General features: G+C 27.1%; 29 protein-coding genes, 2 tRNA genes, 1 rRNA gene and 1 other annotated feature. Of the genes, 7 read left to right on the top strand and 25 right to left on the bottom strand.

What is annotated here, in order from left to right; translation table 11 throughout:
* From cysS to Q4E08_RS08125, 4 genes are all read right to left on the bottom strand, one after another.
* Nucleotides 1–769 (bottom strand): cysteine--tRNA ligase (gene cysS / locus Q4E08_RS08140; protein ID WP_303130065.1); only part of this gene is annotated, 769 nt, incomplete at its 3' end.
* Between the two features lie 16 nt (nt 770–785).
* Nucleotides 786–2501, bottom strand: a complete 1716-nt coding sequence (locus Q4E08_RS08135; protein WP_303130063.1) for a proline--tRNA ligase — start codon at nt 2499–2501, stop codon at nt 786–788.
* 66 nt (nt 2502–2567) lie between these two features.
* Nucleotides 2568–2752 (bottom strand) — a binding site (T-box leader).
* A gap of 58 nt (nt 2753–2810) precedes the next feature.
* Complete coding sequence (ispD, locus tag Q4E08_RS08130) at nt 2811–3491, bottom strand: 2-C-methyl-D-erythritol 4-phosphate cytidylyltransferase (RefSeq protein ID WP_303130061.1); 681 nt, start codon at nt 3489–3491, stop codon at nt 2811–2813.
* A gap of 15 nt (nt 3492–3506) precedes the next feature.
* A complete protein-coding gene (locus Q4E08_RS08125) occupies nt 3507–4619 on the bottom strand; it encodes a PIN/TRAM domain-containing protein (protein ID WP_303130060.1) in 1113 nt (370 codons plus the stop codon).
* Between the two features lie 311 nt (nt 4620–4930).
* Here Q4E08_RS08125 and Q4E08_RS08120 point away from each other — a divergent pair, with 311 nt between their 5' ends.
* On the top strand, nt 4931–5329 hold the full coding sequence (locus Q4E08_RS08120) for a DUF1573 domain-containing protein (protein ID WP_303130059.1): 399 nt from the start codon (nt 4931–4933) through the stop codon (nt 5327–5329).
* Nucleotides 5330–5405: 76 nt separating this feature from the next.
* Here Q4E08_RS08120 and disA read toward each other — a convergent pair whose 3' ends face one another.
* From disA to Q4E08_RS08100, 4 genes are all read right to left on the bottom strand, one after another.
* Entirely contained in the window at nt 5406–6470 is a 1065-nt protein-coding gene (disA, locus tag Q4E08_RS08115) for a DNA integrity scanning diadenylate cyclase DisA (protein WP_303130057.1), read from the bottom strand.
* Nucleotides 6471–6486: 16 nt separating this feature from the next.
* Complete coding sequence (gene radA / locus Q4E08_RS08110) at nt 6487–7854, bottom strand: DNA repair protein RadA (RefSeq protein WP_303130056.1); 1368 nt, start codon at nt 7852–7854, stop codon at nt 6487–6489.
* Between the two features lie 186 nt (nt 7855–8040).
* Complete coding sequence (gene nagB, locus Q4E08_RS08105; protein ID WP_303130054.1) at nt 8041–8769, bottom strand: glucosamine-6-phosphate deaminase; 729 nt, start codon at nt 8767–8769, stop codon at nt 8041–8043.
* Nucleotides 8766–9488: a GntR family transcriptional regulator gene (locus tag Q4E08_RS08100; protein WP_303130052.1), complete on the bottom strand. Its 723-nt coding sequence runs from the start codon at nt 9486–9488 to the stop codon at nt 8766–8768. The genes nagB and Q4E08_RS08100 overlap by 4 nt, the downstream gene beginning before the upstream one ends.
* Before the next feature lie 135 nt (nt 9489–9623).
* On the opposite strand from Q4E08_RS08100, the gene Q4E08_RS08095 reads away from it, so the two are divergent.
* Both Q4E08_RS08095 and Q4E08_RS08090 read left to right on the top strand, forming a co-directional pair.
* A complete protein-coding gene (locus tag Q4E08_RS08095) occupies nt 9624–9791 on the top strand; it encodes a hypothetical protein (RefSeq protein ID WP_303130050.1) in 168 nt (55 codons plus the stop codon).
* 127 nt (nt 9792–9918) lie between these two features.
* The gene (locus Q4E08_RS08090; RefSeq protein ID WP_303130048.1) at nt 9919–10149 is read left to right on the top strand and encodes a glutaredoxin family protein; all 231 of its coding nucleotides are present in this window, start codon (nt 9919–9921) and stop codon (nt 10147–10149) included.
* 123 nt (nt 10150–10272) lie between these two features.
* Here the strand turns inward: Q4E08_RS08090 and Q4E08_RS08085 are convergent, their stop codons facing one another.
* The 6 genes from Q4E08_RS08085 to Q4E08_RS08060 form a co-directional block, all read right to left on the bottom strand.
* A complete protein-coding gene (locus tag Q4E08_RS08085; protein ID WP_303130046.1) occupies nt 10273–10497 on the bottom strand; it encodes a glutaredoxin domain-containing protein in 225 nt (74 codons plus the stop codon).
* 11 nt (nt 10498–10508) lie between these two features.
* Nucleotides 10509–11444 (bottom strand): thioredoxin-disulfide reductase, encoded by a 936-nt coding sequence (gene trxB / locus Q4E08_RS08080; protein WP_303130044.1) that lies wholly within the window; start codon nt 11442–11444, stop codon nt 10509–10511.
* Nucleotides 11445–11601: 157 nt separating this feature from the next.
* On the bottom strand, nt 11602–14037 hold the full coding sequence (locus Q4E08_RS08075) for an ATP-dependent Clp protease ATP-binding subunit (protein WP_303130043.1): 2436 nt from the start codon (nt 14035–14037) through the stop codon (nt 11602–11604).
* Nucleotides 14038–14072: 35 nt separating this feature from the next.
* On the bottom strand, nt 14073–15071 hold the full coding sequence (locus Q4E08_RS08070; protein WP_303130042.1) for an ATP--guanido phosphotransferase: 999 nt from the start codon (nt 15069–15071) through the stop codon (nt 14073–14075).
* The gene (locus Q4E08_RS08065; RefSeq protein ID WP_303130041.1) at nt 15064–15594 is read right to left on the bottom strand and encodes a UvrB/UvrC motif-containing protein; all 531 of its coding nucleotides are present in this window, start codon (nt 15592–15594) and stop codon (nt 15064–15066) included. The genes Q4E08_RS08070 and Q4E08_RS08065 overlap by 8 nt, the downstream gene beginning before the upstream one ends.
* Nucleotides 15595–15605: 11 nt before the next feature.
* Nucleotides 15606–16061 (bottom strand): CtsR family transcriptional regulator, encoded by a 456-nt coding sequence (locus Q4E08_RS08060; RefSeq protein WP_303130039.1) that lies wholly within the window; start codon nt 16059–16061, stop codon nt 15606–15608.
* A 143-nt stretch (nt 16062–16204) separates the two neighbouring features.
* Between Q4E08_RS08060 and Q4E08_RS08055 the strand changes: the two genes are divergently transcribed.
* Nucleotides 16205–16840: an MBL fold metallo-hydrolase gene (locus Q4E08_RS08055; RefSeq protein WP_303130036.1), complete on the top strand. Its 636-nt coding sequence runs from the start codon at nt 16205–16207 to the stop codon at nt 16838–16840.
* A gap of 38 nt (nt 16841–16878) precedes the next feature.
* Here the strand turns inward: Q4E08_RS08055 and Q4E08_RS08050 are convergent, their stop codons facing one another.
* The 7 genes from Q4E08_RS08050 to Q4E08_RS08020 form a co-directional block, all read right to left on the bottom strand.
* Complete coding sequence (locus Q4E08_RS08050; protein ID WP_024615902.1) at nt 16879–17049, bottom strand: DUF362 domain-containing protein; 171 nt, start codon at nt 17047–17049, stop codon at nt 16879–16881.
* A 100-nt stretch (nt 17050–17149) separates the two neighbouring features.
* Nucleotides 17150–17353, bottom strand: coding sequence for a heavy-metal-associated domain-containing protein (locus Q4E08_RS08045; protein ID WP_303130035.1), 204 nt, complete (start codon nt 17351–17353; stop codon nt 17150–17152).
* Nucleotides 17354–17362: 9 nt separating this feature from the next.
* Entirely contained in the window at nt 17363–18268 is a 906-nt protein-coding gene (locus Q4E08_RS08040) for a stage 0 sporulation family protein (protein ID WP_303130033.1), read from the bottom strand.
* A gap of 4 nt (nt 18269–18272) precedes the next feature.
* Nucleotides 18273–19202 (bottom strand): DNA polymerase III subunit delta', encoded by a 930-nt coding sequence (locus tag Q4E08_RS08035; RefSeq protein WP_303130031.1) that lies wholly within the window; start codon nt 19200–19202, stop codon nt 18273–18275.
* Between the two features lie 26 nt (nt 19203–19228).
* Nucleotides 19229–19558, bottom strand: coding sequence for a cyclic-di-AMP receptor (locus Q4E08_RS08030; protein WP_303130029.1), 330 nt, complete (start codon nt 19556–19558; stop codon nt 19229–19231).
* A gap of 61 nt (nt 19559–19619) precedes the next feature.
* Nucleotides 19620–20255, bottom strand: coding sequence for a dTMP kinase (gene tmk, locus Q4E08_RS08025; protein ID WP_303130027.1), 636 nt, complete (start codon nt 20253–20255; stop codon nt 19620–19622).
* A 23-nt stretch (nt 20256–20278) separates the two neighbouring features.
* A complete protein-coding gene (locus Q4E08_RS08020; protein ID WP_303130024.1) occupies nt 20279–20467 on the bottom strand; it encodes a sigma factor G inhibitor Gin in 189 nt (62 codons plus the stop codon).
* 138 nt (nt 20468–20605) lie between these two features.
* Here Q4E08_RS08020 and Q4E08_RS08015 point away from each other — a divergent pair, with 138 nt between their 5' ends.
* A complete protein-coding gene (locus tag Q4E08_RS08015) occupies nt 20606–21775 on the top strand; it encodes a M20 family peptidase (protein WP_303130022.1) in 1170 nt (389 codons plus the stop codon).
* Between the two features lie 33 nt (nt 21776–21808).
* Here the strand turns inward: Q4E08_RS08015 and Q4E08_RS08010 are convergent, their stop codons facing one another.
* A complete protein-coding gene (locus Q4E08_RS08010; RefSeq protein ID WP_303130020.1) occupies nt 21809–22318 on the bottom strand; it encodes a hypothetical protein in 510 nt (169 codons plus the stop codon).
* A gap of 303 nt (nt 22319–22621) precedes the next feature.
* Between Q4E08_RS08010 and Q4E08_RS08005 the strand changes: the two genes are divergently transcribed.
* Nucleotides 22622–23569, top strand: coding sequence for a magnesium transporter CorA family protein (locus Q4E08_RS08005; RefSeq protein ID WP_303130017.1), 948 nt, complete (start codon nt 22622–22624; stop codon nt 23567–23569).
* Nucleotides 23570–23657: 88 nt separating this feature from the next.
* Nucleotides 23658–24563 (top strand): LD-carboxypeptidase, encoded by a 906-nt coding sequence (locus tag Q4E08_RS08000; protein ID WP_303130015.1) that lies wholly within the window; start codon nt 23658–23660, stop codon nt 24561–24563.
* A gap of 136 nt (nt 24564–24699) precedes the next feature.
* Here the strand turns inward: Q4E08_RS08000 and Q4E08_RS07995 are convergent.
* The 3 genes from Q4E08_RS07995 to rrf form a co-directional block, all read right to left on the bottom strand.
* Nucleotides 24700–24773: transfer RNA gene (locus Q4E08_RS07995), tRNA-Cys, on the bottom strand.
* A gap of 5 nt (nt 24774–24778) precedes the next feature.
* Nucleotides 24779–24854, bottom strand: a tRNA-Phe gene (locus Q4E08_RS07990).
* A gap of 7 nt (nt 24855–24861) precedes the next feature.
* Nucleotides 24862–24978, bottom strand: a 5S ribosomal RNA gene (gene rrf, locus Q4E08_RS07985).
* Between the last annotated feature and the right edge of the window lie 112 nt (nt 24979–25090).

Below are 25090 nucleotides of genomic sequence, written 5' to 3'. Positions count from 1 at the left end.
AAGCTGAATGCAACCAATAATGGGCAAATGGCTTTCCTGTTAATGCTTCACTTTGCGCTATTTCATTTTCATGATGTGGGAATGCTAAATCCATTCCACCTGCATGAATATCTATTGTTTCCCCTAAGATATTCTTTGCCATACATGAACATTCAATATGCCATCCTGGTCTTCCTTCCCCCCAAGGACATTTCCATGCTGGTTCTCCTTCTTTCTTTGCCTTCCATATAGCAAAATCCATAGGATCTTTCTTTCTTTCATCAACATTTATTCTTGCACCAGCTTGCAATTCATCTAAATTTTGACCTGACAGTTTACCGTATCCTTCAAACTTTTTAGTGCTAAAGTACACATCACCATCAACTTCATAAGCATATCCTTTATCTATTAAATCTTTAACAAATTTTATTATTTGACCAATATACTCTGTAGCTCTCGGATTTACTGTAGCTCTTTCTATATTTAAGGCATCAGCATCAGTATAATATTCTTTAATATACTTATCACCAACTTTTTTAACAGTTAAACCTTCTTCATTAGCTCTTTTTATCATTTTATCGTCTATGTCTGTAAAATTTTGAACAAATTTTACTTTATAGCCTCTATACTCAAAATATCTTCTTATAGTATCAAAAACTATAAAAGTTCTACCATTACCTATATGGAAAAAGTTATACACTGTAGGTCCACATACATACATAGTAACTTCTCCTGGAGTTATTGGTACAAACTCCTCTTTTTTATTTGTTAATGTGTTGTAAAGCCTCATTCTATACGCCTCCTAACTATTTTAGTTTTAGGTTATTTTTTTCGAATTCTGCTCTTACTCTATCTTTAGCTTCTTCTATTTTTATTGTTTCATTTTCTCCGCCAGTTCTTAATTTAAATTCAACTTCTCCATCACTTATCTTCTTACCAACAGTTATTCTCATTGGTATTCCCATAAGTTCTGAATCCTTAAACTTAACTCCAGCTCTTTCTTTTCTGTCATCTAAAAGTGCTTCTACACCCATAGACTTAAGTTCTTCATATATTTCTGTTGCAATTCTCATTTGATCTTCATCTTTTGAATTTACTGCTACAACTGAAACATGATAAGGTGCAACTTCTAACGGCCATATTATACCATTTTCATCATGATGTTGTTCTATTATTGATGCAACAGTTCTTGTTACTCCAATTCCATAGCATCCCATTATAAATGGTTTTTCTTTTCCATCTTCATCTATAAATTTAGCATTCATAGCTTCTGAGTATTTAGTTCCTAGTTTAAATATATGACCTACCTCAGTACCTCTTGCAATAGTAACCTTTCCGCCACACTTAGGACAAACTTCTCCTTCTTCTACATTTCTAAAGTCGCCAACTACTCCTTCAAATTCTCTTCCGTAATTAACGCCTGTTAAATGGAACCCAGTTTCATTTGCTCCCGTAACCATATTGTACATTCTGCTTACTTCTTCATCAACTAAAAGTAAATCTACCTTTAATCCAACTGGACCTGCAAATCCTGTTTCAGCACCTGTTGCTCTAAGCACTTCTTCATGTGAAGCTAATTCTATATCAGCTGATGCATTAGCTGCATTTGCAACTTTTACTTCATTAACTTCTCTATCCCCTCTTACTAAAACTCCAACTAATTTTCCATCTACATTGTATATTAAAGTTTTAACAGTTTTCTTTGGAGATACTTTTAAAAATTCTGATACTTCTTCTATTGTTCTACTATCTGGTGTAGATACTCTCTCCATTGCAACTAATTCTTCAGGTTCTGCTATTTCTGCTTTAGCTTCTGCTTTTTCTATGTTTGCTGCATAATTACATTCTGTACAGAATACTACATCATCTTCTCCAACTTCTGATTTAACCATAAATTCTGCTGAATTTGAGCCACCAATTGCTCCTGAATCCGCTTCAACACATTTTGCATCTAATCCACATCTATTAAATATTTTTACATAAGCATCGTGCATTTTATCAAATGCAATATCTAATCCTGCTTGATCTTTATCAAAACTATAAGCATCTTTCATTATGAATTCTCTTGATCTCATAACACCAAATCTTGGTCTAGTTTCATCTCTATACTTTGTTTGAATTTGATATAAGTTTAATGGTAATTGTTTATATGATTTTATTTCATTTTTAACTATGTTAGTAAATACTTCCTCGTGAGTTGGTCCTAAACAAAAATCTCTTTGATTTCTATCTTTAACTCTAAACATTTCTGCTCCGTAAGCATCCCATCTACCTGACTCTTGCCATAATTCTGCTGGTATTACAGCTGAACATAAAAGTTCTTGCGCTCCAGCATTATCCATTTCTTCTCTAACTATATCTTCTACCTTTTTAAGAACTTTTACTCCTAATGGTAAATGATTATATATTCCTGATGCCATTTTTCTTATTAATCCTGCTCTAAGCATTAATTGATGGCTTGCTATTTCTGCTTCTGCTGGAACTTCTCTTAAAGTTGCAATTAGCATATTAGACATTCTCATATTTTTATCCTCCTATTTATATAAATTAATTATTTTCTTTAAAATATAAAAAAGCCACCCTATTAACAATAGGGCGACTAACTATCGCGGTACCACCTAAATTTTTTCTTTAATAATGATAACGGTATTAAACCGATAGTTTTTGCCTATTACTCAGAAGCTGGTTCAAAATCTATTTTGGAATCTTTCAGCCTAAGGATTCTCTCTCTGAAAACTTTGCGATTTCTACTATTCTTCATCATAGCCTTTAACTAGTATAAAATTATACTTAATTATAACTTTTTAAAAATATACTGTCAACAGAGTTAATTACTCAATATTCTTTGATAAATATTCCCCTAATACAAGGTCTTCTGGAGTAGTTATTTTAATATTTGTATACTCTCCATCATAAAGAAAAACTTTATTTCCAAATGCTTCTACAACCATAGTATCATCTGTAACACCCATATTTTGAAGCTTAACCTTTTCATGACAAGATAATATTAAGTTATAATCAAATATTTGAGGTGTTTGAACTGCAACAAGTTTTTCTCTATTTAAAGTTTGTTCTGATATTCCATAATCATCTTTAACTTTAATAGTATCTTTTGGCATAACCCCCGGAGCCACAGCTTTAAACTCTTTTGCAAAACTTATTCCCTCTGTTATTATTCTATCTGATACAAACGGTCTTGCTCCATCATGTATTAAAACAATATCACAATTTTCTAATGATCTTAAACCATTTAAAACTGAATCTTGTCTTTCTTTTCCACCACATACTATTTTGTTAACTTCTAAATTATATTTTTTTAATATTTCCCTTTTGCAGTATTCTATTTCATCTTCAGGAAGAACTAAAATAACTTCATCTATACTATCATTATTTATAAATTTTTTTAATGTATAATAAAGAATTGGTTTATTATTTATAAGTATATATTGCTTACTTATATCAGAACCCATTCTTCTACCTCTTCCTCCAGCTAATATAATTGCACTGTTCATTGAAAGAAATCTCCTTTAATTATCTTTAGGTTTTGCAAATATCATTCTTCCAGCAGCAGTTTGTAATACAGAAGTAACTATAACCTCTATAGTTTTCCCAATATATTTCTTACCACCTTCAACAACAATCATTGTTCCATCATCTAAATAAGCAACACCTTGACTTGCTTCTTTTCCATCCTTAACAACTTCAACTGTCATCTCTTCTCCAGGAATAACAACAGGTTTTATAGCATTTGAAAGTTCATTTATATTTAGTACTGGAACACCTTGAACCTCTGCAACTTTATTTAAATTATAATCATTTGTTATTACTTTACCATCTAAAGTTTGTGCTAATTTTAAAAGCTTTGCATCAACTTCAGCAATTTTTGGAAAATCTCCTTCCCAAATCTGAGTTTCTATATCAAGCTCCTTTTGAATTTTATTTAATATGTCTAATCCTCTTCTTCCTCTAGTTCTTTTTAAAGAATCTGATGAGTCTGAAATATGTCTTAATTCATCTAAAACAAAATTTGGAATAACAAGTGGACCTTCTATAAAACCAGTTTGACAAATATCAAAAATTCTTCCATCAATTATTACTGATGTATCTAATACTTTTGGTATTTCTTTACCTCTTATATTTTTTCCTTTTTTATCTTTAGGTGCTTTTTCTTTGTTAACATTTGCTTTTTTCATTGCTAAAAACATATTGCTTATATCGTCTTTTTTTTGAACCATTATCCTCATACCAATTATTGCAAATAATATATTTACCAAAATATAAAGTATTGGTCCTAAAGGTCCCCCAATATCATTTAAAGGTCTTGCTACAAAAAATACTATAACTAATGCTATTACAGCTCCTATAGCTCCATATATTATTTCTAATACAGTAAATTTTTTCATATTTTTTTCTATATAATCAATAACGTTTAAAATCCCTCTATATATTGATGGAGATATTAAATATAAAATAATTGCAAATAATACCGAAATAACTATAAGAAATGTTACTTTTCCACCTGTTCCTGATAAATATTTAAACCCTTGAACAGCCTGGATTTTTAAAACAGCTTCTCCTACAATATATCCTATTAACAATCCTATCAATGTAAGAATGTATCTAATTATTTTTTTTAACATCTTTTCACCTCCCTATTAATTATTAACAAAATCTCTATATAAAATTCTTAGTTAAATACAATTAATTGTAATTATATTTACTTATTAATTATAACATACCAAAAGATTCTCTTTCATGAAAAATTTCTTAATTTAAGAAACTCTCCACCATCTCACATTTCCATTGATTTTATTCCCCCTATATTTTATTGAAAAGATGTTATATTATTATCTTAAAGTTAATTATATACGTAATTGTTAATTGACAAATATTACCTTGTAATTCTATAATTAATTTGTACTTATAAAATATTAGCAAGGAGTTGAAGCAAATGAAAGATATTATTTTTGATGATTTTCAAAACAATGTAAACGATTCTTTACTTAGACATAAAAGCATCCTTGATACTTTAAGTAAATATACTGAATCAAATTCTAGGGTTAATAGAGCAATTATTAAAGCTGTTACAAATTGTGGTTGTATAAAAATAAATGCAAGCAAACAATGTTTAGTTAACGAAGATTATTCAATAGAAAATATTTCTGAATGTCTTAAAAATCATTTAGAAGGTAAATTATGTAATAATTGTCGTGAAGTTATTGAACGTGAGATGGGTAACAATATTTTCTATCTTACATCCCTTTGCAATACTTTAGATATAAATCTATATGATATATTTTTAAAAGAAAATGATAAAATAACTACTTTAGGAAAGTTTAATTTTAGGTAATGAATTATATAAAAAGTACAAGTATATAAAAAACGATATTCCAAGAGATAATTTATCCCTATAGAATATCGTTTTTTTATAACTCTACCTTTAATGATATTTGATCATTTATTCTTCTTAATCCATTTTTTATTGCTTTAGCTCTAGCTTCTCCAATACCATCAACCTTATCTAAATCATCTATGTCAGCTTCTAATATATTATTAAAATTTTCAAAATGAGATATTAAGTTATCAATAACATTAGATGGTATTCTAGGTATCTTACTTAGCATTCTATATCCTTTTGGTGATATTAAAGTATCAGCAAGTGGTGCATATCCATATCCTAAAGTTTTTGCTATAGATTCTAAGTCTATAAGTTCTTCTGATGTTAACTTTTGAATATTTTCATATATTTCATTATGATCTTTTTCTGGACCACTATAATCTCTTATTAAAAATATCCCATCTCTTTCAACATGCTTTATTAATTCATTTAATTGCATAGATATAAGTCTTCCCTCATTACCTAACTCTAAAATATATATTCTTATTTCTTCAACAATTCTCATTACCATTTCTGTTCTTTGAATTGCAGTAACTACATCAAAAAGTGTTGTTAAATCTTGAAACTCTAAAAGATTTAAGTTATTTATTACTCTTTCTAATACAGAAACATACTTTTCAAGGGTTTGAACTGCCTGATTTGCTCTACCAAGAATTACACTACTTTCTCTTAATACATATTTTATATCGCCTTTATAAACAGTTATAATATTTCTCCTTTGAGATATTGCTACAACAACCTTTCCAGTTTCTCTAGCAACTCTTTGGGCAGTTCTATGTCTTGTTCCAGTTTCAAAGGTAGGTATTGATGCACTTGGTACTAATTGTGCATTAGCACAAACAATCTTTTTTATATCTTCACTTAAAACTATAGCTCCATCCATTTTTGCCAATTCATATACATAAGCAGGAGAATATTCTGAATGAATTGTGAATCCTCCATCTACTATATTCATGACATCTTCATTATCACCTAAAACAATTAATCCTCCAGTTTTTGCCCTTAATATATTTTCAAGCCCTTCTCTTAATTGAGTTCCTGGACACATCATTTTCAATATGTTTTTTATTTCAACATCTCTTTCTAACCTCATACGCTCACCTATTCTCCTAGAATATCTTACTTATAGCTTCTCTTATATTGCTAACACACATAATATTTATTGTCTTATTATTAACCTTATCTCTATTTCTACTAGGTATTATAGTATTTTCAAACCCCATCTTTTCTGCTTCATTTACAAGTCTATCTATTGATGTTATAGGTCTTATTTCACCAGTTAATCCAACTTCACCTACAACTAATACCTTAGGAAGTTTAATTCCTTTCCCCCTCATACTTGAAATTAATGCAATTGCAACGCCAAGATCAGACGTAGTTCCATCTAAATTTAATCCTCCAACTACATTAACATATACATCATGATTATAAAATGGTATTCTAAGTTTCTTCTCCAAAACCGCAAGTATTAAACTTAATCTTTGATTATCAATACCTACAGCTGTTCTTCTTGGCATAACAGCCTTAGTTTCTGTAACCAATGCTTGAATTTCAACAAGTATAGGTCGTGTTCCTTCCATAATTCCAATTACAACAGAACCTTCTTGATTAAATGTTGTATCTTCAAGGAACATGCTAGATGGATCATATACTTCAACTAATCCTTCTTGTCTCATTTCAAAAACTCCAATTTCACTTGTTGTTCCAAATCTATTTTTCATAGTTCTTAAAATTCTAAATTCTTCTGTTCTCTCACCCTCGAAATAAAGAACAGTATCTACCATATGTTCAAGAACCCTTGGTCCTGCAAGCTCACCTTGCTTTGTAACATGTGCAACTATAAATAAAGGTATATTTTTCTTTTTACCAATTCTCATCATTTGATTTGAACATTCTTTTACTTGTGACACACTTCCTGGTGCTGATGTAACACCTTCTTTGTATATTGTTTGTATTGAATCTATTATTACAAACTTTGGTTCTAATTCATCTATATAAACTTCTATTGTATCAAGGTTAGTTTCTGAAACAATATATAAATCATCACAGGTTACACCTAACCTATCTCCTCTTATTTTTATTTGTTCTTCTGATTCTTCTCCTGAAACATAAAGTACTTTACCATAATTTTTAGCTATATTATTAGCTGTTTGAAGTAATAACGTTGACTTACCAATTCCAGGGTCTCCTGATATTAAAGTTAATGAACCTTTTACAAGACCTCCACCTAAAACTCTGTTTAATTCATTTACTCCTGTATCATATCTTTCCTTTTCACCTGATTTTATATTTTTAATGCTTTTAGGCATGTTCTCAGGCTTAAGAATTTTTACTATATCATTTTTAATTTGAACTTTATTATCTCTAACTTCTTCAACAAAAGTATTCCATTCATTACAAGAGGGACATTTTCCAAGCCATTTTGCTGATTCATATCCACATTCTTGACAGATAAACATTGATTTTATTTTAGCCATAAAAGCACCTCAATCTATTTTTCACTTTATGAAATTTTGTTACATTTCACTTATATTATAATAACATACAATTGTAAAGTTAAACTATTGATTAATTAATTTTATTTTATAAAAATTTTTAAAAAGAATAGGCTGATATAAAACATTTTAAAATGCTTTGTATCAGCCTGTTATATATTTAAATTTTTACTTTATAAGTTTTGCTGCATCTTCATCTATAATAACTGTAACATCACTGTGCATATTAAGCATTGTAACTGGACATTCAGTAGTTATTTTTCCACTAAATAACTCTTTAATAGCTTCTGCCTTACTTTCTCCACTTGCTATTAAAAGAATTTTTTTTGATTTCATTATTTGACCAAGCCCCATAGTTATAGCTGTTTTTGGTACCTCTTCCATAGAATCAAAAAATCTTGAATTAGCTTTTATTGTGCTTTCTGTTAATCCAGTTAAATGAGTTCCTGATATTAAAACTGAATCTGGTTCATTAAATGCTATATGTCCATTATTTCCAACACCCAATAATTGTATATCTGTTCCACCTAACTCATCTATTTTTTTATCGTAAGCTTTTCCCTCTTCTTCTATATCTTTAGCTAATCCATTTGGTACATAAGTATTAGCCTTATTTATATTTATATGATCAAAAAGATTACTATTCATAAAGTGTCTATAACTTTGCTCATGTGTTCCAGAAAGACCTATATATTCATCAAGATTAACAGTTGTTACTTTTGAAAAATCTATTTTTCCATCATTATTCATTTTTATTAATTCCTTATACATTCCAACTGGTGTTCCACCTGTTGCAAGACCTAATACAGCATCTGGTTTATCACTTATTACTTTTTGAATTACCTCTGCTGCTACTTTACTCATTTCATCATAATTTTTGACCATAATTAATTTCATTTCAATTTCCCCTCTCGCCTTGATATATTTACTTGTAATATATATTTATCTGATCTATAAATAGATTCTTCTACAAAAAGAACATTGTTATTTTCATCTAATGTTGTTCCAAATGTGCTTATTAATGGAAGTATATTATCCACCTCAAAAAGCTTTTTATAATAATCATCCATAACAATTGCCTTTATTGATGATTCAGAATGATTTATAAAATGACCTCTTTCTTCAATTAACTTAAATAAAGAACCTTTTAATTTTTCTTCATTTAATTCTCCACATATTTTAGGTGATATATGTACTAATTCATTAGCTATACATTCGCCATTTACTTTTCTTATTCTATTTATTCTATAAACCTTGTTGTCTTTTAATAACTCAACCATATCATCAGGAGTATCTATAATATTAAGTTCTAGAACCTCAGTTTCAAGTTTTCCACCTGATCTCTCAATAATATCTGTAAAACTCATAACATCTTGTTGCTTTACTTTTGGCTCACAAACAAAAGTACCTTTTCCTTTTTCTCTAACTAAAACTCCTTCTTGAACTAATTCCCCTAATGCCTGTCTTACTGTCATTCTGCTTACTTCATAGTGCTCAGAAAACTCTCTTTCACTATCAATGCATTCCCCAACCTTCCAATAACCTTCGGAAATCTTATCTAATATATCTTGTTTTAATTGAAAATAAACTGGAATTGGACTATTTTTATCTATCATATTTATTCCTCCTTAATTAATTATAACTAATTAATATATAGTTGTCTAGACCACTATACAATATGTTTTATTTAGCATAATAAATTTATTTTATACAAATAATAATTATACAATTTAAAAGGAGATGATGATACAATGATTGATAAATCAAAACTTATTAACACCAATATAATTCCAAAGAATACTATAAAATATAACAATCCAATAAATATAAGTGAAACTTTTTCCAATAATATAATAGAAGGAGATTACAGTAATCTTATATTAAATTCAAATTTAGAAAATGAAGATATAATAAAGTAAATTTATAAAATATTTGTTACACATTATACATATTAAGCAACTTGAATTTAATTGATTTATAGAGTACAATTTATTAAAAAAGATATTTAATTAATAATTATTATCGTCTAATTAAGGAGGAAGTATTATGGTAAAAGTATATACAACTAATTCATGTCCTTGGTGTGTAAAAGCTAAAGATTATTTAACAAAAAAAGGAGTAGAGTTTACTTCATTAAATGTTCAAGATGATATGGAAGCTAGAGAAGAAATGCTTAAAAAATCAAAACAAATGGGAGTACCTGTTCTTGATATAAACGGAACTATTATAATTGGATTCGATAAGCCTGCAATTGATAAAGCATTATCTAACGTTTAATATAAAAAGTCACTATTAAAATTTTAATAGTGACTTTTAATTTGAAAAATAAAAAAGTGAGCTAAAAACTCACCTTTTATAAATTAAATATATAAATATGTCCAAATATTTACTTATAAAATATTATCTTAAAGCTTCATCTATAGCTTTTTTGTCAAATCCAACAATAACTTTCCCATTAATATCTAATACTGGTACTGTTCTTTGACCTGATACTTCTTGAACTTCATTTCTATCTTCATGTTTATCTGCAACATTAATTTCTTGAAATTCCATTCCTTTCATATCTAAGTATTTCTTTGCCTTAATACAAGCTGGACACCATGATGTTGAATATATTTTTATCATTACAAATCACCTTACTTTCCTAATTTCTTTATATATTTTTCTGCTTCTAATGCAGCTATAGTTCCATCAGCAACAGCAGTTGTTATTTGTCTATATTCTTTCTCTCTAACATCTCCAACTGCATATACTCCTGGTATATTAGTTCTCATATTTTCATCTGTAATTATATAATTTCCTTTTGAAAGATTAATATAATCTTTAAATAGGTTTATCATTGGTTCATGGCCTATTGATCCAAAAACAGCATCTATCTTTATTTCTTTTTCTTCACCAGTTAATGTATTTTTAATTATTCCTTTTTCAACAAAATCATTACCTTCAACTGATATTAAATCTTCATTATAAAGAATTTCTATTTTATCATTCTTTTCAACTTCTTCTAAAACAGCTTTTTCACCTCTAAAGTAATCATATCTTCTTATTATATATACCTTCTTAGCAAAGTTTGTTAAGAATATCGCTTCTTCTAAAGCTGTATTTCCTCCACCGACTATAGAAATAATTTTATCTTGATACATAGCCCCATCACATACTGCACAATAGTGAACACCCTTGCCTGCAAATTTTTCTTCATTTTTTATAGGTAATTTTCTTGGTGATGCTCCTGTTGCAATTATTACTGCCTTCGGTTTATATATAACTTCTTCAGTCTCTATAATTTTTTCATTTTCATTAAACTTAACATTTTCTATAATATCAAACTCATCTATATTTGTTCCTAATTCTTCTGCCTGTTGTTGCATTATATCTGCAAGTTCAGCTCCAGATATTTTTTTAAATCCTGGATAATTTTCAACAGTATAACTATTCCTTACTTGACCACCAACTATTTTGTCTTCCAATAAAAGCAAATCTAATCTTGCTCTTGATGCATATATAGCTGCTGTTAACCCTGCTGGGCCTCCACCAATTATAATTAAATCAATATTTTTTATTTCCTTTTCCAATTTAATTACCTCCTTACCCCCCAGGGGTATATCCTATAATTTTATTATATCACTTTATAATTAGATATTTCAATAAAATTTTTTAATTAATAATTATTTAATTTTAAATAAAAATATAAAATTTAAAGGGAGTATTAAAAACTACTCCCTTTATAAGTTAACTTATACACTTAAATTTTATACATTCTTCTTTTATAAAAGCTTCTAAATTTTTACCTTTTTCTATATTTCCCATTAAAATTTCTTCACTAAGCCTATCTTCAATTTCCTTTGTTATTACTCGTCTAAAGGGCCTTGCACCATAATCATTAACTGTACATTTACTTAGTAAATAATCTTTTATATCATCATTAAAAATAATATCTATATTATTTTTATTTAATCTAATTTTTATATCTTTTAACATTATATCTAATATATCTTTTAAGTTATCTTTTTCTAACTTATGAAACACTATTGTGTCATCTATTCTATTTAAAAACTCAGGTCTAAAACTTTTCTTTAAATCATCTAATATATTTTCCTTCATAGATTTATATTCACTTTCATGTGAAACAGATGTTAAAAATCCTACATTTCTTTGCTTTGTTATTTTATGAGCTCCTATATTAGATGTCATTATTATTATTGTATTTTTAAAATTTACAAGTTTACCTTTTCCATCAGTAAGTCTTCCATCCTCTAATATCTGCAACAAAATATTAAAAACATCACTATGAGCCTTTTCTATCTCATCTAATAAAACAACTGAATACGGATTTCTTCTTATAGCCTCTGTAAGCTGACCTCCTTCATCATAACCTACATATCCTGGAGGTGCTCCTATAAGCTTAGAAACAGCATGTTTTTCCATATACTCTGACATATCTATTCTTACCATATTATTTTGATCACCATATACAGCTTCAGCTAATGCTTTGCAAAGCTCTGTTTTACCAACACCTGTAGGTCCTAAAAATATAAAACTGCCAATTGGTCTATTTGGATCTTGAAGTCCAACCCTAGATCTTCTTATAGCTTTTGCTATAGCAGATACAGCTTCCTTCTGTCCAATAACTCTTTTATGAAGTCTATCCTCTAGTTTAAGAAGCCTTTCACTTTCTTTTTCAGTTAGCTTTTCTACTGGTATATTGGTCCAACTTGATACTACTTTTGCAATATCTTCTGCATTAACTATTAACTCATCAACATACTTATTATCATTTAAATTATTTGATTTTTTTTCAAGTTCATTTTTTAAACTTTTTTCTTTATCTCTTAATGATGCTGCTTTTTCAAAATCTTGAACTCTTACAGCATCCTCTTTATCAATTTCTAATTTTTCTATTTTCTCTTTTAAAACTTTTATATATGGTGATATTTCAAGATTTGATATATTAACTTTAGCTGCGGCCTCATCAATTAAGTCTATTGCCTTATCTGGCATATACCTATCAACTATATATCTTTCAGACATTTCAACAGCTGCCTTTAATGCTTCATCTGATATTTTAATTTTATGATGAATTTCATATTTTTCTTTAAGACCTCTTAAAATATTTAATGTTTCCTCTTTATTAGGTTCGTTAACTGTTACTGGTTGAAATCTTCTCTCTAAAGCTAAATCTTTTTCTATGTGCTTTCTATATTCATCTGTAGTCGTTGCACCAATACATTGAATTTCTCCTCTAGCTAAAAAAGGTTTTAATATATTTGATGCATCAATAGCACCTTCTGCTCCTCCAGCTCCTATAATTGTATGAATTTCATCTATAAATAATATTATATTTTTATTTTCCTTAACTTCTTCAACTATTTTTTTTAATCTTTCTTCAAATTCTCCTCTATATTTAGCACCAGCAATTATATTGGATATATCTAAAGAATATATTTGTTTGTCTTTAAGTATTTCAGGTATATTTCCATATATTATTTTTTGTGCTAAACCTTCTATTATTGCAGTTTTTCCTACTCCTGGTTCACCTATAAGACAAGGATTATTTTTTGCTCTTCTACACAATATCTCAAGTACTCTTTGAATTTCCTTATCTCTCCCTACTAAAGGATCAAACTTCTCTTCTTTTGCTAATTTAGTCATATTAACACTATACTTTTTTAAAACTGGATTATCTTTATTTAAATTTTCATTATTATCTTCACTTATATGTTCATCGCCCGTATTTTCCAAAAAAGAAATTATATCTTTTTTTATTAAACTCATATCATTATCAAATTGAGATAATAAAGTATATGCAACTCCATCATTCTCTTTAAGAAGTGCTAAAAGTATATGTTCTGGATTTATATATGCATGACTAAAATTTTGAGCTTCCTTAGCACTAATTTCTAATAAATGCTTAGTTCTTGGCGTTAATAATAGCTCGTCTATCATTAAATCTACATCACCAAACCCTAAATAACTTTCTACTTTTCCCTTTACATCTTCATAACTTATATTGTATTTGTTAAGTAGAATACTTGCATATCCACCTTCCTTTAAGATTCCAAGTAATATGTGCTCAGTACCAACATAACCATGCTTAAAATTAATAGACTCTTTTTTCCCCTCTAAAATTAAATTCTGAGTCCTTTCATTAAACCTTCCATTACTCATACATTTTATCCTCCTTACCCTTTATACCATACCAGTTACCCAAAAAGTTTTCTAACAACATTAGCTCTCTCTATCTCTATTACTTCATCATTAACATTATCGTGTATCTTAGATTTTATAACTGAACTTTTAACTAAAAAAATTAAATTTTCTATATCATCTAAGTCAAATTCTAAAATGTTACATTCTACACCTAGTCTTAAATCCGATAATAACTCTAAGCATTCTATAAAATTTAATTTCTTTGCATACTTTAATATTCCATAAGCCCTAAAAATTTTATCTTCAATTTCAATTTTAGACTTTTTAAAAATATTATTTCTCTCTTTAAACTCCTCATTTATTATATTTATGATGTTATTTTCTAAATTAGTAATTATATCTTCTTCACTTAAACCTAAACACCATTTATTATAAACTTTATAGAAATTTCCATAAGCACATCCCATTTCTCCATATAGTCCTTCTATAGATAAATCATTAAGTTCTAGTTGTTTTGCTATGTTAGTGATTTTATTAAGCTTAGTTAATACAGGTAAATGTAATGTTATTGAAATTTTGAGACCTGTGCCTAAGTTAGATAAATCAGACATAAGATACCCTAATCTATCATCAAAGGCATACCTAAAATTATTTTCTAATAAATTATCAATTTTATTTAAGTATTTATATATTTCCTTTATATTATTACCATTTTTTTCATAATTTAATCTAATATGTTCATTTTCATTAATAATTATAGTAAAATTTTTTTCATCGCTAATTGCTATACTTGAAAATTCCTTATTTTTTATAACATTATTATTTATAAGACCAATATTTTTATAATAGTCTAAATCATCTACTTCCCAAAGATTTATTGGCTTAATATTTATAATACCTTCTAATAATTTCTCTAATATACTTTTTGAAAGCTCTCTTCCATCTTCAATACTTAATTTATTCGGAAACTTCTTTCCCTTTATATTTCTAAAAAGTTCTATATGACTTTTTACAACTAACTGATTATTTTCAAAACCATCAAAATTATTCATTCTTTAAAATAACCTCTCTAAAATTATTTTCTAACTCCTTTATTTTATCTCTTATATTTGCTGCTTCTTCATAATCTTCCGTTGCAATAGAATCTTCCAAATCACACTTTAACTTTATAATCCTCTTTTTATTATTTAAAATATATTCTTCTATCTCTGGAAATTTACCAAAATGTCTGTTCTTTATATTATCTTTACTAAGCTTTTCATTTAAACTATTTCCAAAACATTTATAACACTTTTCACATCCAAATTTCCAAGTTTTTAAAACATCCTCATAATATGTCCCACAATTTTCGCATTTAGTTTTCTTAAATTCATATCTATTTTTTTCAGTCTTATTTTGTATAATACTTTCTATAAATCCTCTTAATAGCTTATCAATATCCTTATCGTAATTGGTATCTAATGTAAATTCTAATTTAGCACATTTACTACATAACCATAATTCTTTAGTAGTATTATTAAAATTTTTTATAATCTTAACGTTTGCTTTATTTTTCCCACACCTCTCACATAGCATAAAAAACCCTCCTATTCAAGTATTACCATCATAATCCCTTTTAATATATCAGATCTTACTTTATTTTTATTATCAACATCTTTCAATGTTTTATCATTAACTGCTATTTTTATAATATTATATTCCTTTTTATTAATTACTTCTGTTTCTAATAAGTTATCTAATAATGCTACTGTATTATGATATGTTATACTATCCCCAATAGATTCATTTATTAATTTTTTTCTACTAACAGGACAAGTATGTTCTACCTTTTTTATAGATATATATCCACCGCCTCCTCTTCTACTTTCTATAACATAACCTTTTTCATAAGTAAATCTTGTACTTAATACATAATTTATTTGAGATGGAGCACATCTAAATTGATCTGCCAATTCATTTCTTTGTATTAAAATTTTATTATTATCATCTTCCTTTATCATTTCTTTTATAAATTTTTCAATTATATCTGTTAATCTTGCCATAATTTCACCTTCACACCTTTTGTTCTTTACTTACCTTGACTTTGTAACATTATATTAATACTTTTCTTACATTCATTCAAGATAATAGGTTTATATATTTTTATTTTGAGCATAATAAATTATATATTATGGAGGTTTCTTTTATGGAAATTACTTGGATTCAAAATTCAACTTTTTTAATAAAAACTTCTATAGGAAAAAGACTTCTTATAGATCCTTTTAATAAATTTAATAGTTGCGATTTATTATACTTAAATCCTAATGTTGTTACAGTTAGCAGTGAATTTTCAACTTCTTTTCCTGAAATATCTAAGGATATAGAACTAATAACATGTGTTGGTTCTTATAATACAGAAATAGGTAAAATAATAGGTTACCAATCTTTTTCAGATAGTTTAAAAGGAACTAAAAGAGGTTTAAATACTATATATACATATGAAATAGATAATCTAAAATTATGTCATTTAGGTTATATTGGTGAAATTCCATCTAAAGAGCTTTTAAGTAAACTAAATGATATAGATATATTATTTATTCCCGTAGGTGGTCATATAAATATATCTGGTAAAGATGCTTTTATTATAGCAAAAGATTTAAATCCCAAAGTAATAATCCCTATGAATTACAAAACTTCATGCTCATCATTTTTATTTGAAAGTATAAAGGAATTTTTACTATTATCAAAAGATTTATATAAAAATAAATCTAATTCAATTACTATAAACGAAAGTAATATAAACGATTTTAATAAAATAATATTACTTCCCTCAACCAAATAAAAAAAGACCGTCAAAAGACGATCTTTTTTTCAATGAAATTACTCTTGAACTGGTGCTCCTACTGGACAAACGTTAGCACAATTTCCACAATCGATACAAGTATCTGCATCTATTACGAATTGAGTATCTCCTTGGCTTATAGCATTAACTGGACATTCAGCTGCACATGCTCCACAGCTTATGCATGTATCATTTATTACAAATGCCATATAAAACACCTCCTAAAAAATTATGGTAATTACACCATAATCATTTTATCATGTTTTATACAAATTTTAAAGTACTTTAATAAAAATTAGAATATGTTAATTATATTACTATATATCCGAATTTTTCTATATTATCTATTATATTCTCCAAACTTATATAATTATTATTAAATATTATCGTTATTTCCTTTTTATCTGATGATATTTCACTCGCTACTACACCTTCACAAATTGATATTGCACTTTGTACATTCCTTACATCAGTAGAACTTTTAATCCCAGCAACTTTAAGTACTGCTTTCATACTAGCCTCCTACTTTTCTTTTATTAGTTCTTTTATTAGTTTTTTATCTACTTCATCATCTACTACTAATTTTATATCATTTTCATCAATAGAATCTTCGTATGACCCTTCTATAAGTTCTACCTCAGTAATATTAAAGTTTTCTAAGACTTCTTCATCTTTTCTTTTTAATTTTACTTTAACACTTTCTTTTACAATATTATTTTGAACTACTTCTCCTGTTCCTTCAGGTGTTTTTACAATTGAGCCAACCTTAGGTAATTCTTTTCTTATGCTTTCATATGTGCTTTGCTCATAGTTTAAACAACACATTAATCTTCCACATATACCTGATATTTTAGTTGGATTTAATGATAGATTTTGCTCTTTAGCCATTTTTATTGAAACTGAAGCAAAATCTCCTAAGAATGATGAACAGCAAAGAGATCTTCCGCAAGGACCAAGCCCACCTATCATCTTAGCTTCATCTCTAACCCCTATTTGTCTTAACTCTATTCTTGTTTTGAATATAGTAGCTAAATCTTTAACTAATTCTCTAAAATCAACTCTTCCATCTGCAGTAAAATAAAATATAACTTTATTATTATCAAAAGTATATTCAACATCAATTAACTTCATAACAAGATTATGTTCTAATATCTTCTTTGTGCAAATTTCTAGTGCTTCTTTTTCTTTTGCTTTATTTTCCTCATGTTTCTTTATATCATTTTCATCAGCAATTCTTAAAACACTCTTAAGAGGTGATATTATATCTTCCTCTTTAATTTCCTTTATTCCAATAACACATTGACCAAATTCAATACCTCTAGCAGTCTCTACTATAACATAGTCTTCTTTATTTATATTTAAATTGTTTGGATCAAAATAATATATTTTCCCAGCCTTTTTGAATCTTACTCCAATTACTTTTACCATGTAATTATACCTCCAAAAATCCCATAAGCATAACACTAATGCTCATTGCAAAACTAATATTATGCTTTAGATTATCTCTTGCTTCTTCTATATATTTTAGCATTCCATTTAACTTTTTATATGACATCATTTCTATAAGTTCTTCTATATCATTAATCTTATCAGAATTTACTATAATACTCTTATTTCCCAATTCTTTATAAATAATTATATCTCTTATAAAAGTAGCTATCATATTTAATAGTTCTTCTTTTTCATCTTTAAATTCTTGAAATGCCTTCTCGTATTTTATTACTATTTCTGGATTATTATTATTTATATCTTTTAGCATATCTAATATAAGAGTTCTAAGATTTTGAAGATTTTCATCATTTAAAAATCTTAAAGCCCTTCCTGGGATACCTTCTGAATAAGCTAATATAGATAAGATTTCCTCTTCTCTTAAATCATAATTTAAATTAATAAATTCTATCATTTCATTATTATTAAGAGGTGTAAGCTTATATATCTGACATCTTGATTTTATAGTATCTAGTATACTTTCTAAATTTGTTGAAAGCATAATTATAAAAACTCCTGTAGGAGGTTCCTCTATTGTTTTAAGCAATGCATTTTGAGCTTGTATAGTAAGCTTTTCTGAATTATATATTATAATTACTTTTTTATTACCTTCATAAGGTCTTTTATTAACCTCTTCTATAATTTCTCTTACTTCTGAAACCCCTACTGATGATTTTTTACTCTTATAGAAAATAGCATCTACATGTTCTTTTCTAAGTGGCTTATTAAGTATTTTAGATACAAAAATATCAGATATGATACTCTTACCTATTCCATCTCTACCTACTATTAAATGAGCATGAGATAGTGTATTGCTTTCAGCCCTCTTCATAAAGCCATTTATAATTTTATTGTGTCCTACAAATCTACTCAATACACCCTCTCCTTTTTATTCTTATCTCATATTTTTATAAATTGATCTACATCAACAACAAAAACAGTAGCTCCCCCAACTTGTATTTCTATTGGATATTGCATACATAAACCTGCATTTCCTGTAATAGGTGCTGGTGTAGTAACTGTTTCTTTTCTCTTCTTACAAATATCTTTAATAATACTTATAACCTTATCTAAATTTTCTTTTTCTACACCAATAATTAAAGTTGTATTTCCAGCTTTTAAAAATCCACCTGTTGTTGCAAGTTTTGTAACTCCAAACTTATTCTCATTTAAAACATCAATCAAATCATCTGAATCATCATCATTTACTATAGCTATAACTAACTTCATAAATAACCTCCATAATAATTAAATACCCTTAATTATATTTTACCACAAAGTAATATCCATTTTAATCATTATTAAGCATATTAGATATGATATCTTTAACTTCATCAAAAACTTCATTAATTGTTTGCTCAGCATTTATTTTAAATTTATTTTTACTACTTTTATTATAAATTAAATTATATCCTTCTCTAACTTTATTATGAAAATCAATTTTTTCTAAATCTAATCTATTAACTTCTCTATCAGAATTTTTCTTTATTCTATTTAATCCAACCTCAGGGCTTATATCAAATAAAATTGATACATCCGGCATACAATCTCCTATAGCAAACTTATTTATACTATAAACTTCATCCATTCCAAGGCCTCTAGCATATCCTTGATAAGCTAAAGATGAATCTAAAAATCTATCACACAAAACTATTTTACCATCTTCTAATGCTGGAATAACTTTTTCTACTAAATGCTGTCTTCTTGCCGCCGCATAAAGTAAAGCTTCTGTTTTACCATCCATCTTAACATTTTGCTTATTAAGTATAACTTCTCTTATCTGTTCTGCTATACTTATTCCACCTGGTTCTCTAGTCTTTATTACACTATACCCCATTTCATCAAGCCAATCGTATATCATATCAATCATTGTACTTTTTCCTGAACCTTCTCCACCTTCAAATACAATAAAATTTCCTTTTTTCAATATCGTTACCTCTTTCTTTGAATTTATTTTAATATGCTTTTTATCTTTTTTACATAAAAATCATAATTATATTCATCTGGAGTAATATTTACTATATCTTCCTCACAGCAAGGGCAAATAAAATTGCCTTTTATCATTATACCATTGTCACTAATATTTCCACACACAGCACAAACATTTTCCTTTATTTTTTTATTAATTAATCCCTTCATAAAAATCTCTCCTTTATCCATAAATTTATTTATCTAGAGTTTGTCCATTTATTTATTTTTATATACTTTATATAAAAATAAATATTTTTTTATATATAGGTAAAAATAATAAAGAATATTTATCGGGAGGGCACTTTTATGAAACAAGAAATGATTAGTTATCTTTCAACTCATGATAAAGAAATTTCAGATTTATGTAAATATCTTTATCATAATGCTGAAGAAAGCTATAAAGAAACTAATTCTTCAAAATATATATCTAATCTTTTAAAAGAACATGGTTTTTCAGTAGAAAATAATTATTTAGATTTTCCCACAGCCTTTTATGCTAAAAAAGGTTCAGGACACCCTAAAATATGCTTTATATGCGAATATGATGCTGTTAAAGATAAAGGACATATAACAGCCCATAATGGTTTAAGCACAATATCATATATAGCATCTATTTCATTAGGCCATATTATAAATAAATTAAATTATGGAACTGTTATAATTATAGGATGCCCTGGAGAATATGCAGGTGGTACAAAAGATGTAATGCTAAAACAAGGTGTCTTTGATGATATTGATGTAGTTATGGTTTCTCATCCTGATACTACAACTTGCGAAAGTGGTACATCTTCAGCTGTAATTCCACTTAGTGTAAAATTTACAGGTCATGATGGATTGAGTTTCCTAAATTCAAAACCTTATACATCATTAGATGCTATACTTTTAACTCTTAATATATTAAATTCTATTGCTAAAGGCTTCTGTAATGATATTACAATTAACTCTGTAATATCAGAAGGTGGAGATACCCCTTTATTGGTTCCAAAAGAATCAGAATGTAAATTTTATATAAGAGCTTCAACTATAAATCATGCAAGTTTTGTTGAAAATAAAATTAAAGAAATTGCAGAATTCATATCTAAATTATTAAATATTGAAGTAAAAACTTCATTATATCAATTTTCTAGTGATGAACTTGTAAGTAATAAAACTTTAAATCGATTATACAATCATAACTTAAAGGAATGTGGAATTATAAATATATGTCCATCAAAAAATATAAATGCAGCAATTTCATTAGGATCTATAAGTAAAAAAGTCCCTTTAATACATCCATATATATCAATAGTTGAAGATGAAAAAATTGCTTATGGAACAACTGATTTTGCTAACTGTACAATTTCAGATTTTGCTATTGATCAATATAAAAAATCTGGTTTAGCACTTGCTTGTACAGGTTTTGATATACTAACAAATCAAAACTTACTTTCAGAAATAAAATCAGAATTTTTTAATTATACATCTAATATTAAATAAAAAATACCCAAGAATTATTTTCTTGGGTATTTTTTATTTAAGTAATTTATTATCTCTTAATTTTAATATATTTCTTTTAACTCTATTAATAAAACATTCACTAGGTTGAAAATAAAACTTATAGTAATTATTATCAACTTTATATATGCAACAACATTGTTCAAATTTTAATTTATTACATCCATAGCTGCCAACAAGTTTTGCCTCTATATTTTTGGGTTGTTTACCTTTTTTGCCTAAATAAACAATATCTGATATTTTTATACTAGTTAAATTTTTCTCATCATTAGAAAAAATCTTATTCACTATAAGCTTGTTCGCTATTAAAGCGTATTTGTAAGAAACCTTGCATTTTAAAAACTCCCTTATTATAACTAAAACTGCTATCAATGCTATTATTAACTTACATAAAAGCAAAGTCTTCCTACTACTAAAATCAATAATTTTAAGAGCTTCTTGAGCATATAACATAAAAGTTATAACAAATAATGCTATTCCTATTACTGGAGCTTTCTTTTTGGCAACTATTTCCTTATGCATCATATTTAAATCCCCCATGATTTAATCAAATATTTATAAACATAGAAATGATTATACTAGTAATTCAAGTTTTATTCCATATTAATATAAGTCAAATTTTTTTATTATTAGCCTGTTAATCGTATTAAATAGGTTTTATCTTTATTTATCTAATTGTTTTTATATTATCCTTTGATTATCTTCAATTTTAAAAATAAAATTAGCAATATAATTGTATCTATATATTTTTTCTTTTTATTTATAGCTTTATTTTATATTTATTAATTAAATAGTATAATATAATTATATATTAATGGAGGTTTTAAGATGATTCAAATATTTAAAACAATAGATGATAATAATAAAAATCTCAAGCAGCTTGATAACATAGAGCAAGGTTCTTGGATAAATATAGTAGCCCCATCTGATGAAGAGCTTATTTTAATCTCAAATAAGACAGGTATATCTTTAGATTTTCTAAAATCATCATTAGATGATGAAGAAACCTCTCGTATAGATATAGAAGATGATGTTATTTCAATAATAGTGGATATTCCCTTCACAGAAATGGAGGATAATTCTTTAACTTATGATACATATCCACTATCAATAATACATACAGATAAATATTTAATAACAGTTTGCCTTAAAAATAGCAAAATTTTAACTGATTTTATAAATGGGAGAATAAAATCTTTTTATACATTTAAAAAATCAAGATTTATTCTTCAAATATTAAATAGAATATCAACATACTATCTTTTATATTTAAGACAAATAGATAAAAAAAGCTTAATGATTGAAAAAAGGCTTCATAAATCAATGAAAAATAGAGAACTTATTCAATTACATTCACTTGAGAAATCATTAGTTTATTTTTCAACTTCATTAAAAGCAAATGAAATAACATTAGAAAAAATGCTTAAACTAAATATAATTCAAAAATATGAAGCAGATAAAGATGTGCTTGAAGATGTAATAGTAGAAAATAAACAAGCAATAGAAATGACAGAAATTTATAGCAACATCCTTGCTAGTACAATGGATTTCTTTGCTTCAGTTATTTCTAATAACTTAAATATAGTTATGAAAGTATTAGCATCAGTTACTATACTTATGGCTATACCAACTATAATAGGTGGTATATTTGGTATGAATGTATGGCTACCAATTTCACCAAATGACCCATCTGGATTTTATATAATAATGTTTATGACTATATTTATTTGTGCAATAGCCGCTTGGATATTATATAAAAATGATATGTTTAGATAACATCTTTTTTTTAAAATCATAATATAAATATTATTAATAAATAGTGAGCTTAAATTAAGCTCATTTTTTATAGGAGGAATTTTATATTATGATAAAAGGTAAAATTTTAAATACTAATTCTACAATTGGTATTATTTCTCCAGCTTCTTGTAGCGAAGATATAATTATAAATACTTATATTAATAAATTTAAATCTCTAGGACTTAAAATTGTAAAAGGACATCACATTTATGATAAACATGGATACTTTTCTGGAACAGATCTAGATAGAGCAAAGGAATTAACTGATATGTTTTTAGATGATTCAATAGATGGAATTATATGCTTTCGTGGTGGATATGGATCTATTCGTACCCTTCCTTATATAGATATATCTATAATAAAAAATAATCCTAAATTCTTCTGTGGATATAGTGATATAACTATATTATTAAATTACTTTGCAAATAATGGTCTAATAACATTTCATGGTCCAATGATAAAATCTAACTTTGATGATATTTTAACATTATCATATCTAAAAAGAATGTTGTTCAATCCTACTAAAGGATTTATTTACGATTTTTCTAACTGTATAAAATTTAATAATAATTATTTTTCCGGTAAATTAATGGGTGGAAACTTATCAATGATATGTTCATCTATAGGTACTCCATATGAGATTAATTTAGATAATAGTATATTACTTTTAGAAGAAGTAAACGAACCACCTTATGTAATAGATAGATTATTAACCCAATTATTACTTTCATCTAAACTTAATAAATGTAACGCTATTATTATAGGACATATGACTAATTGCACTGATGATAATAATTATAGCTTTAATATCCTAGATATAATAAAAGATATACTTGTACCTTTAAATATACCTATAATACTAAATGTTCCTTTTGGACATTCTTATCCTAATTTAACTTTTCCAATAGGATGTTATGCAAACTATAATAAAAAAACAAATCAACTTGTATTATGTGAAAATTCACTTCTATAAAATTTAATCCACAAATATACAAGTTATTCACAATAGCATTTATATATTTAGTGGATAAGTTGTTATATAAGAGATATTTTTGTGAATAATTTTAAAAACAAAAAAGTCTGTAAACTTTGTTTACAGACTTTTTTTATGGAGGCGCCACCCAGATTTGAACTGGGGATGAAGGTGTTGCAGACCTCTGCCTTACCACTTGGCTATAGCGCCATATATGGTGGCTCGAGCAGGAATCGAACCAGCGACACGAGGATTTTCAGTCCTCTGCTCTACCGACTGAGCTATCGAGCCACACCATACCTAGCAACGTCCTACTCTCCCACACGGTCACCCATGCAGTACCATCGGCGCTATAGAGCTTAACTTTCCTGTTCGGAATGGGAAGGAGTGTTTCCTCTATGCCATCATCACTAGATTTCATTTATTTTAAAGAGATTTGTTCTCTGAAAATTGCATATGAATTTTGTTGATCGTTTTTTATTGGTCAAGCCCTCGACCTATTAGTATCAGTCAGCTGAACATGTTAC

It is taken from the genome of Clostridium sp. (assembly GCF_030532265.1).
GTDB lineage: Bacteria > Bacillota > Clostridia > Clostridiales > Clostridiaceae > Clostridium.
The sequence above is the reverse complement of the archived record's forward strand: the minus strand, read 5'-3'. Positions and strand labels throughout refer to the sequence as shown.

What these genes read in the sequence shown, in the direction of transcription:
- Q4E08_RS08050 (WP_024615902.1), bottom strand. Translation starts at nt 17,049, where the DNA reads ATGGCATTTGTAATAAATGATACATGCATAAGCTGTGGAGCATGTGCA.
- Q4E08_RS08020 (WP_303130024.1), bottom strand. Translation starts at nt 20,467, where the DNA reads ATGAAGGGATTAATTAATAAAAAAATAAAGGAAAATGTTTGTGCTGTG.
- Q4E08_RS08045 (WP_303130035.1), bottom strand. Translation starts at nt 17,353, where the DNA reads ATGAAAGCAGTACTTAAAGTTGCTGGGATTAAAAGTTCTACTGATGTA.
- Q4E08_RS08030 (WP_303130029.1), bottom strand. Translation starts at nt 19,558, where the DNA reads ATGAAGTTAGTTATAGCTATAGTAAATGATGATGATTCAGATGATTTG.
- Q4E08_RS08040 (WP_303130033.1), bottom strand. Translation starts at nt 18,268, where the DNA reads ATGGTAAAAGTAATTGGAGTAAGATTCAAAAAGGCTGGGAAAATATAT.
- radA (WP_303130056.1), bottom strand. Translation starts at nt 7,854, where the DNA reads ATGGCTAAAATAAAATCAATGTTTATCTGTCAAGAATGTGGATATGAA.
- ispD (WP_303130061.1), bottom strand. Translation starts at nt 3,491, where the DNA reads ATGAACAGTGCAATTATATTAGCTGGAGGAAGAGGTAGAAGAATGGGT.
- Q4E08_RS08085 (WP_303130046.1), bottom strand. Translation starts at nt 10,497, where the DNA reads ATGATAAAAATATATTCAACATCATGGTGTCCAGCTTGTATTAAGGCA.
- Q4E08_RS08095 (WP_303130050.1), top strand. Translation starts at nt 9,624, where the DNA reads ATGATTGATAAATCAAAACTTATTAACACCAATATAATTCCAAAGAAT.
- Q4E08_RS08065 (WP_303130041.1), bottom strand. Translation starts at nt 15,594, where the DNA reads ATGCTATGTGAGAGGTGTGGGAAAAATAAAGCAAACGTTAAGATTATA.
- Q4E08_RS08060 (WP_303130039.1), bottom strand. Translation starts at nt 16,061, where the DNA reads ATGGCAAGATTAACAGATATAATTGAAAAATTTATAAAAGAAATGATA.
- nagB (WP_303130054.1), bottom strand. Translation starts at nt 8,769, where the DNA reads ATGAAATTAATTATGGTCAAAAATTATGATGAAATGAGTAAAGTAGCA.
- Q4E08_RS08070 (WP_303130042.1), bottom strand. Translation starts at nt 15,071, where the DNA reads ATGAATAATTTTGATGGTTTTGAAAATAATCAGTTAGTTGTAAAAAGT.
- Q4E08_RS08090 (WP_303130048.1), top strand. Translation starts at nt 9,919, where the DNA reads ATGGTAAAAGTATATACAACTAATTCATGTCCTTGGTGTGTAAAAGCT.
- Q4E08_RS08120 (WP_303130059.1), top strand. Translation starts at nt 4,931, where the DNA reads ATGAAAGATATTATTTTTGATGATTTTCAAAACAATGTAAACGATTCT.
- Q4E08_RS08005 (WP_303130017.1), top strand. Translation starts at nt 22,622, where the DNA reads ATGATTCAAATATTTAAAACAATAGATGATAATAATAAAAATCTCAAG.
- disA (WP_303130057.1), bottom strand. Translation starts at nt 6,470, where the DNA reads ATGAGGTTAGAAAGAGATGTTGAAATAAAAAACATATTGAAAATGATG.
- Q4E08_RS08100 (WP_303130052.1), bottom strand. Translation starts at nt 9,488, where the DNA reads ATGATAGATAAAAATAGTCCAATTCCAGTTTATTTTCAATTAAAACAA.
- Q4E08_RS08000 (WP_303130015.1), top strand. Translation starts at nt 23,658, where the DNA reads ATGATAAAAGGTAAAATTTTAAATACTAATTCTACAATTGGTATTATT.
- Q4E08_RS08015 (WP_303130022.1), top strand. Translation starts at nt 20,606, where the DNA reads ATGAAACAAGAAATGATTAGTTATCTTTCAACTCATGATAAAGAAATT.
- Q4E08_RS08075 (WP_303130043.1), bottom strand. Translation starts at nt 14,037, where the DNA reads ATGAGTAATGGAAGGTTTAATGAAAGGACTCAGAATTTAATTTTAGAG.
- Q4E08_RS08125 (WP_303130060.1), bottom strand. Translation starts at nt 4,619, where the DNA reads ATGTTAAAAAAAATAATTAGATACATTCTTACATTGATAGGATTGTTA.
- Q4E08_RS08135 (WP_303130063.1), bottom strand. Translation starts at nt 2,501, where the DNA reads ATGAGAATGTCTAATATGCTAATTGCAACTTTAAGAGAAGTTCCAGCA.
- Q4E08_RS08055 (WP_303130036.1), top strand. Translation starts at nt 16,205, where the DNA reads ATGGAAATTACTTGGATTCAAAATTCAACTTTTTTAATAAAAACTTCT.
- Q4E08_RS08010 (WP_303130020.1), bottom strand. Translation starts at nt 22,318, where the DNA reads ATGATGCATAAGGAAATAGTTGCCAAAAAGAAAGCTCCAGTAATAGGA.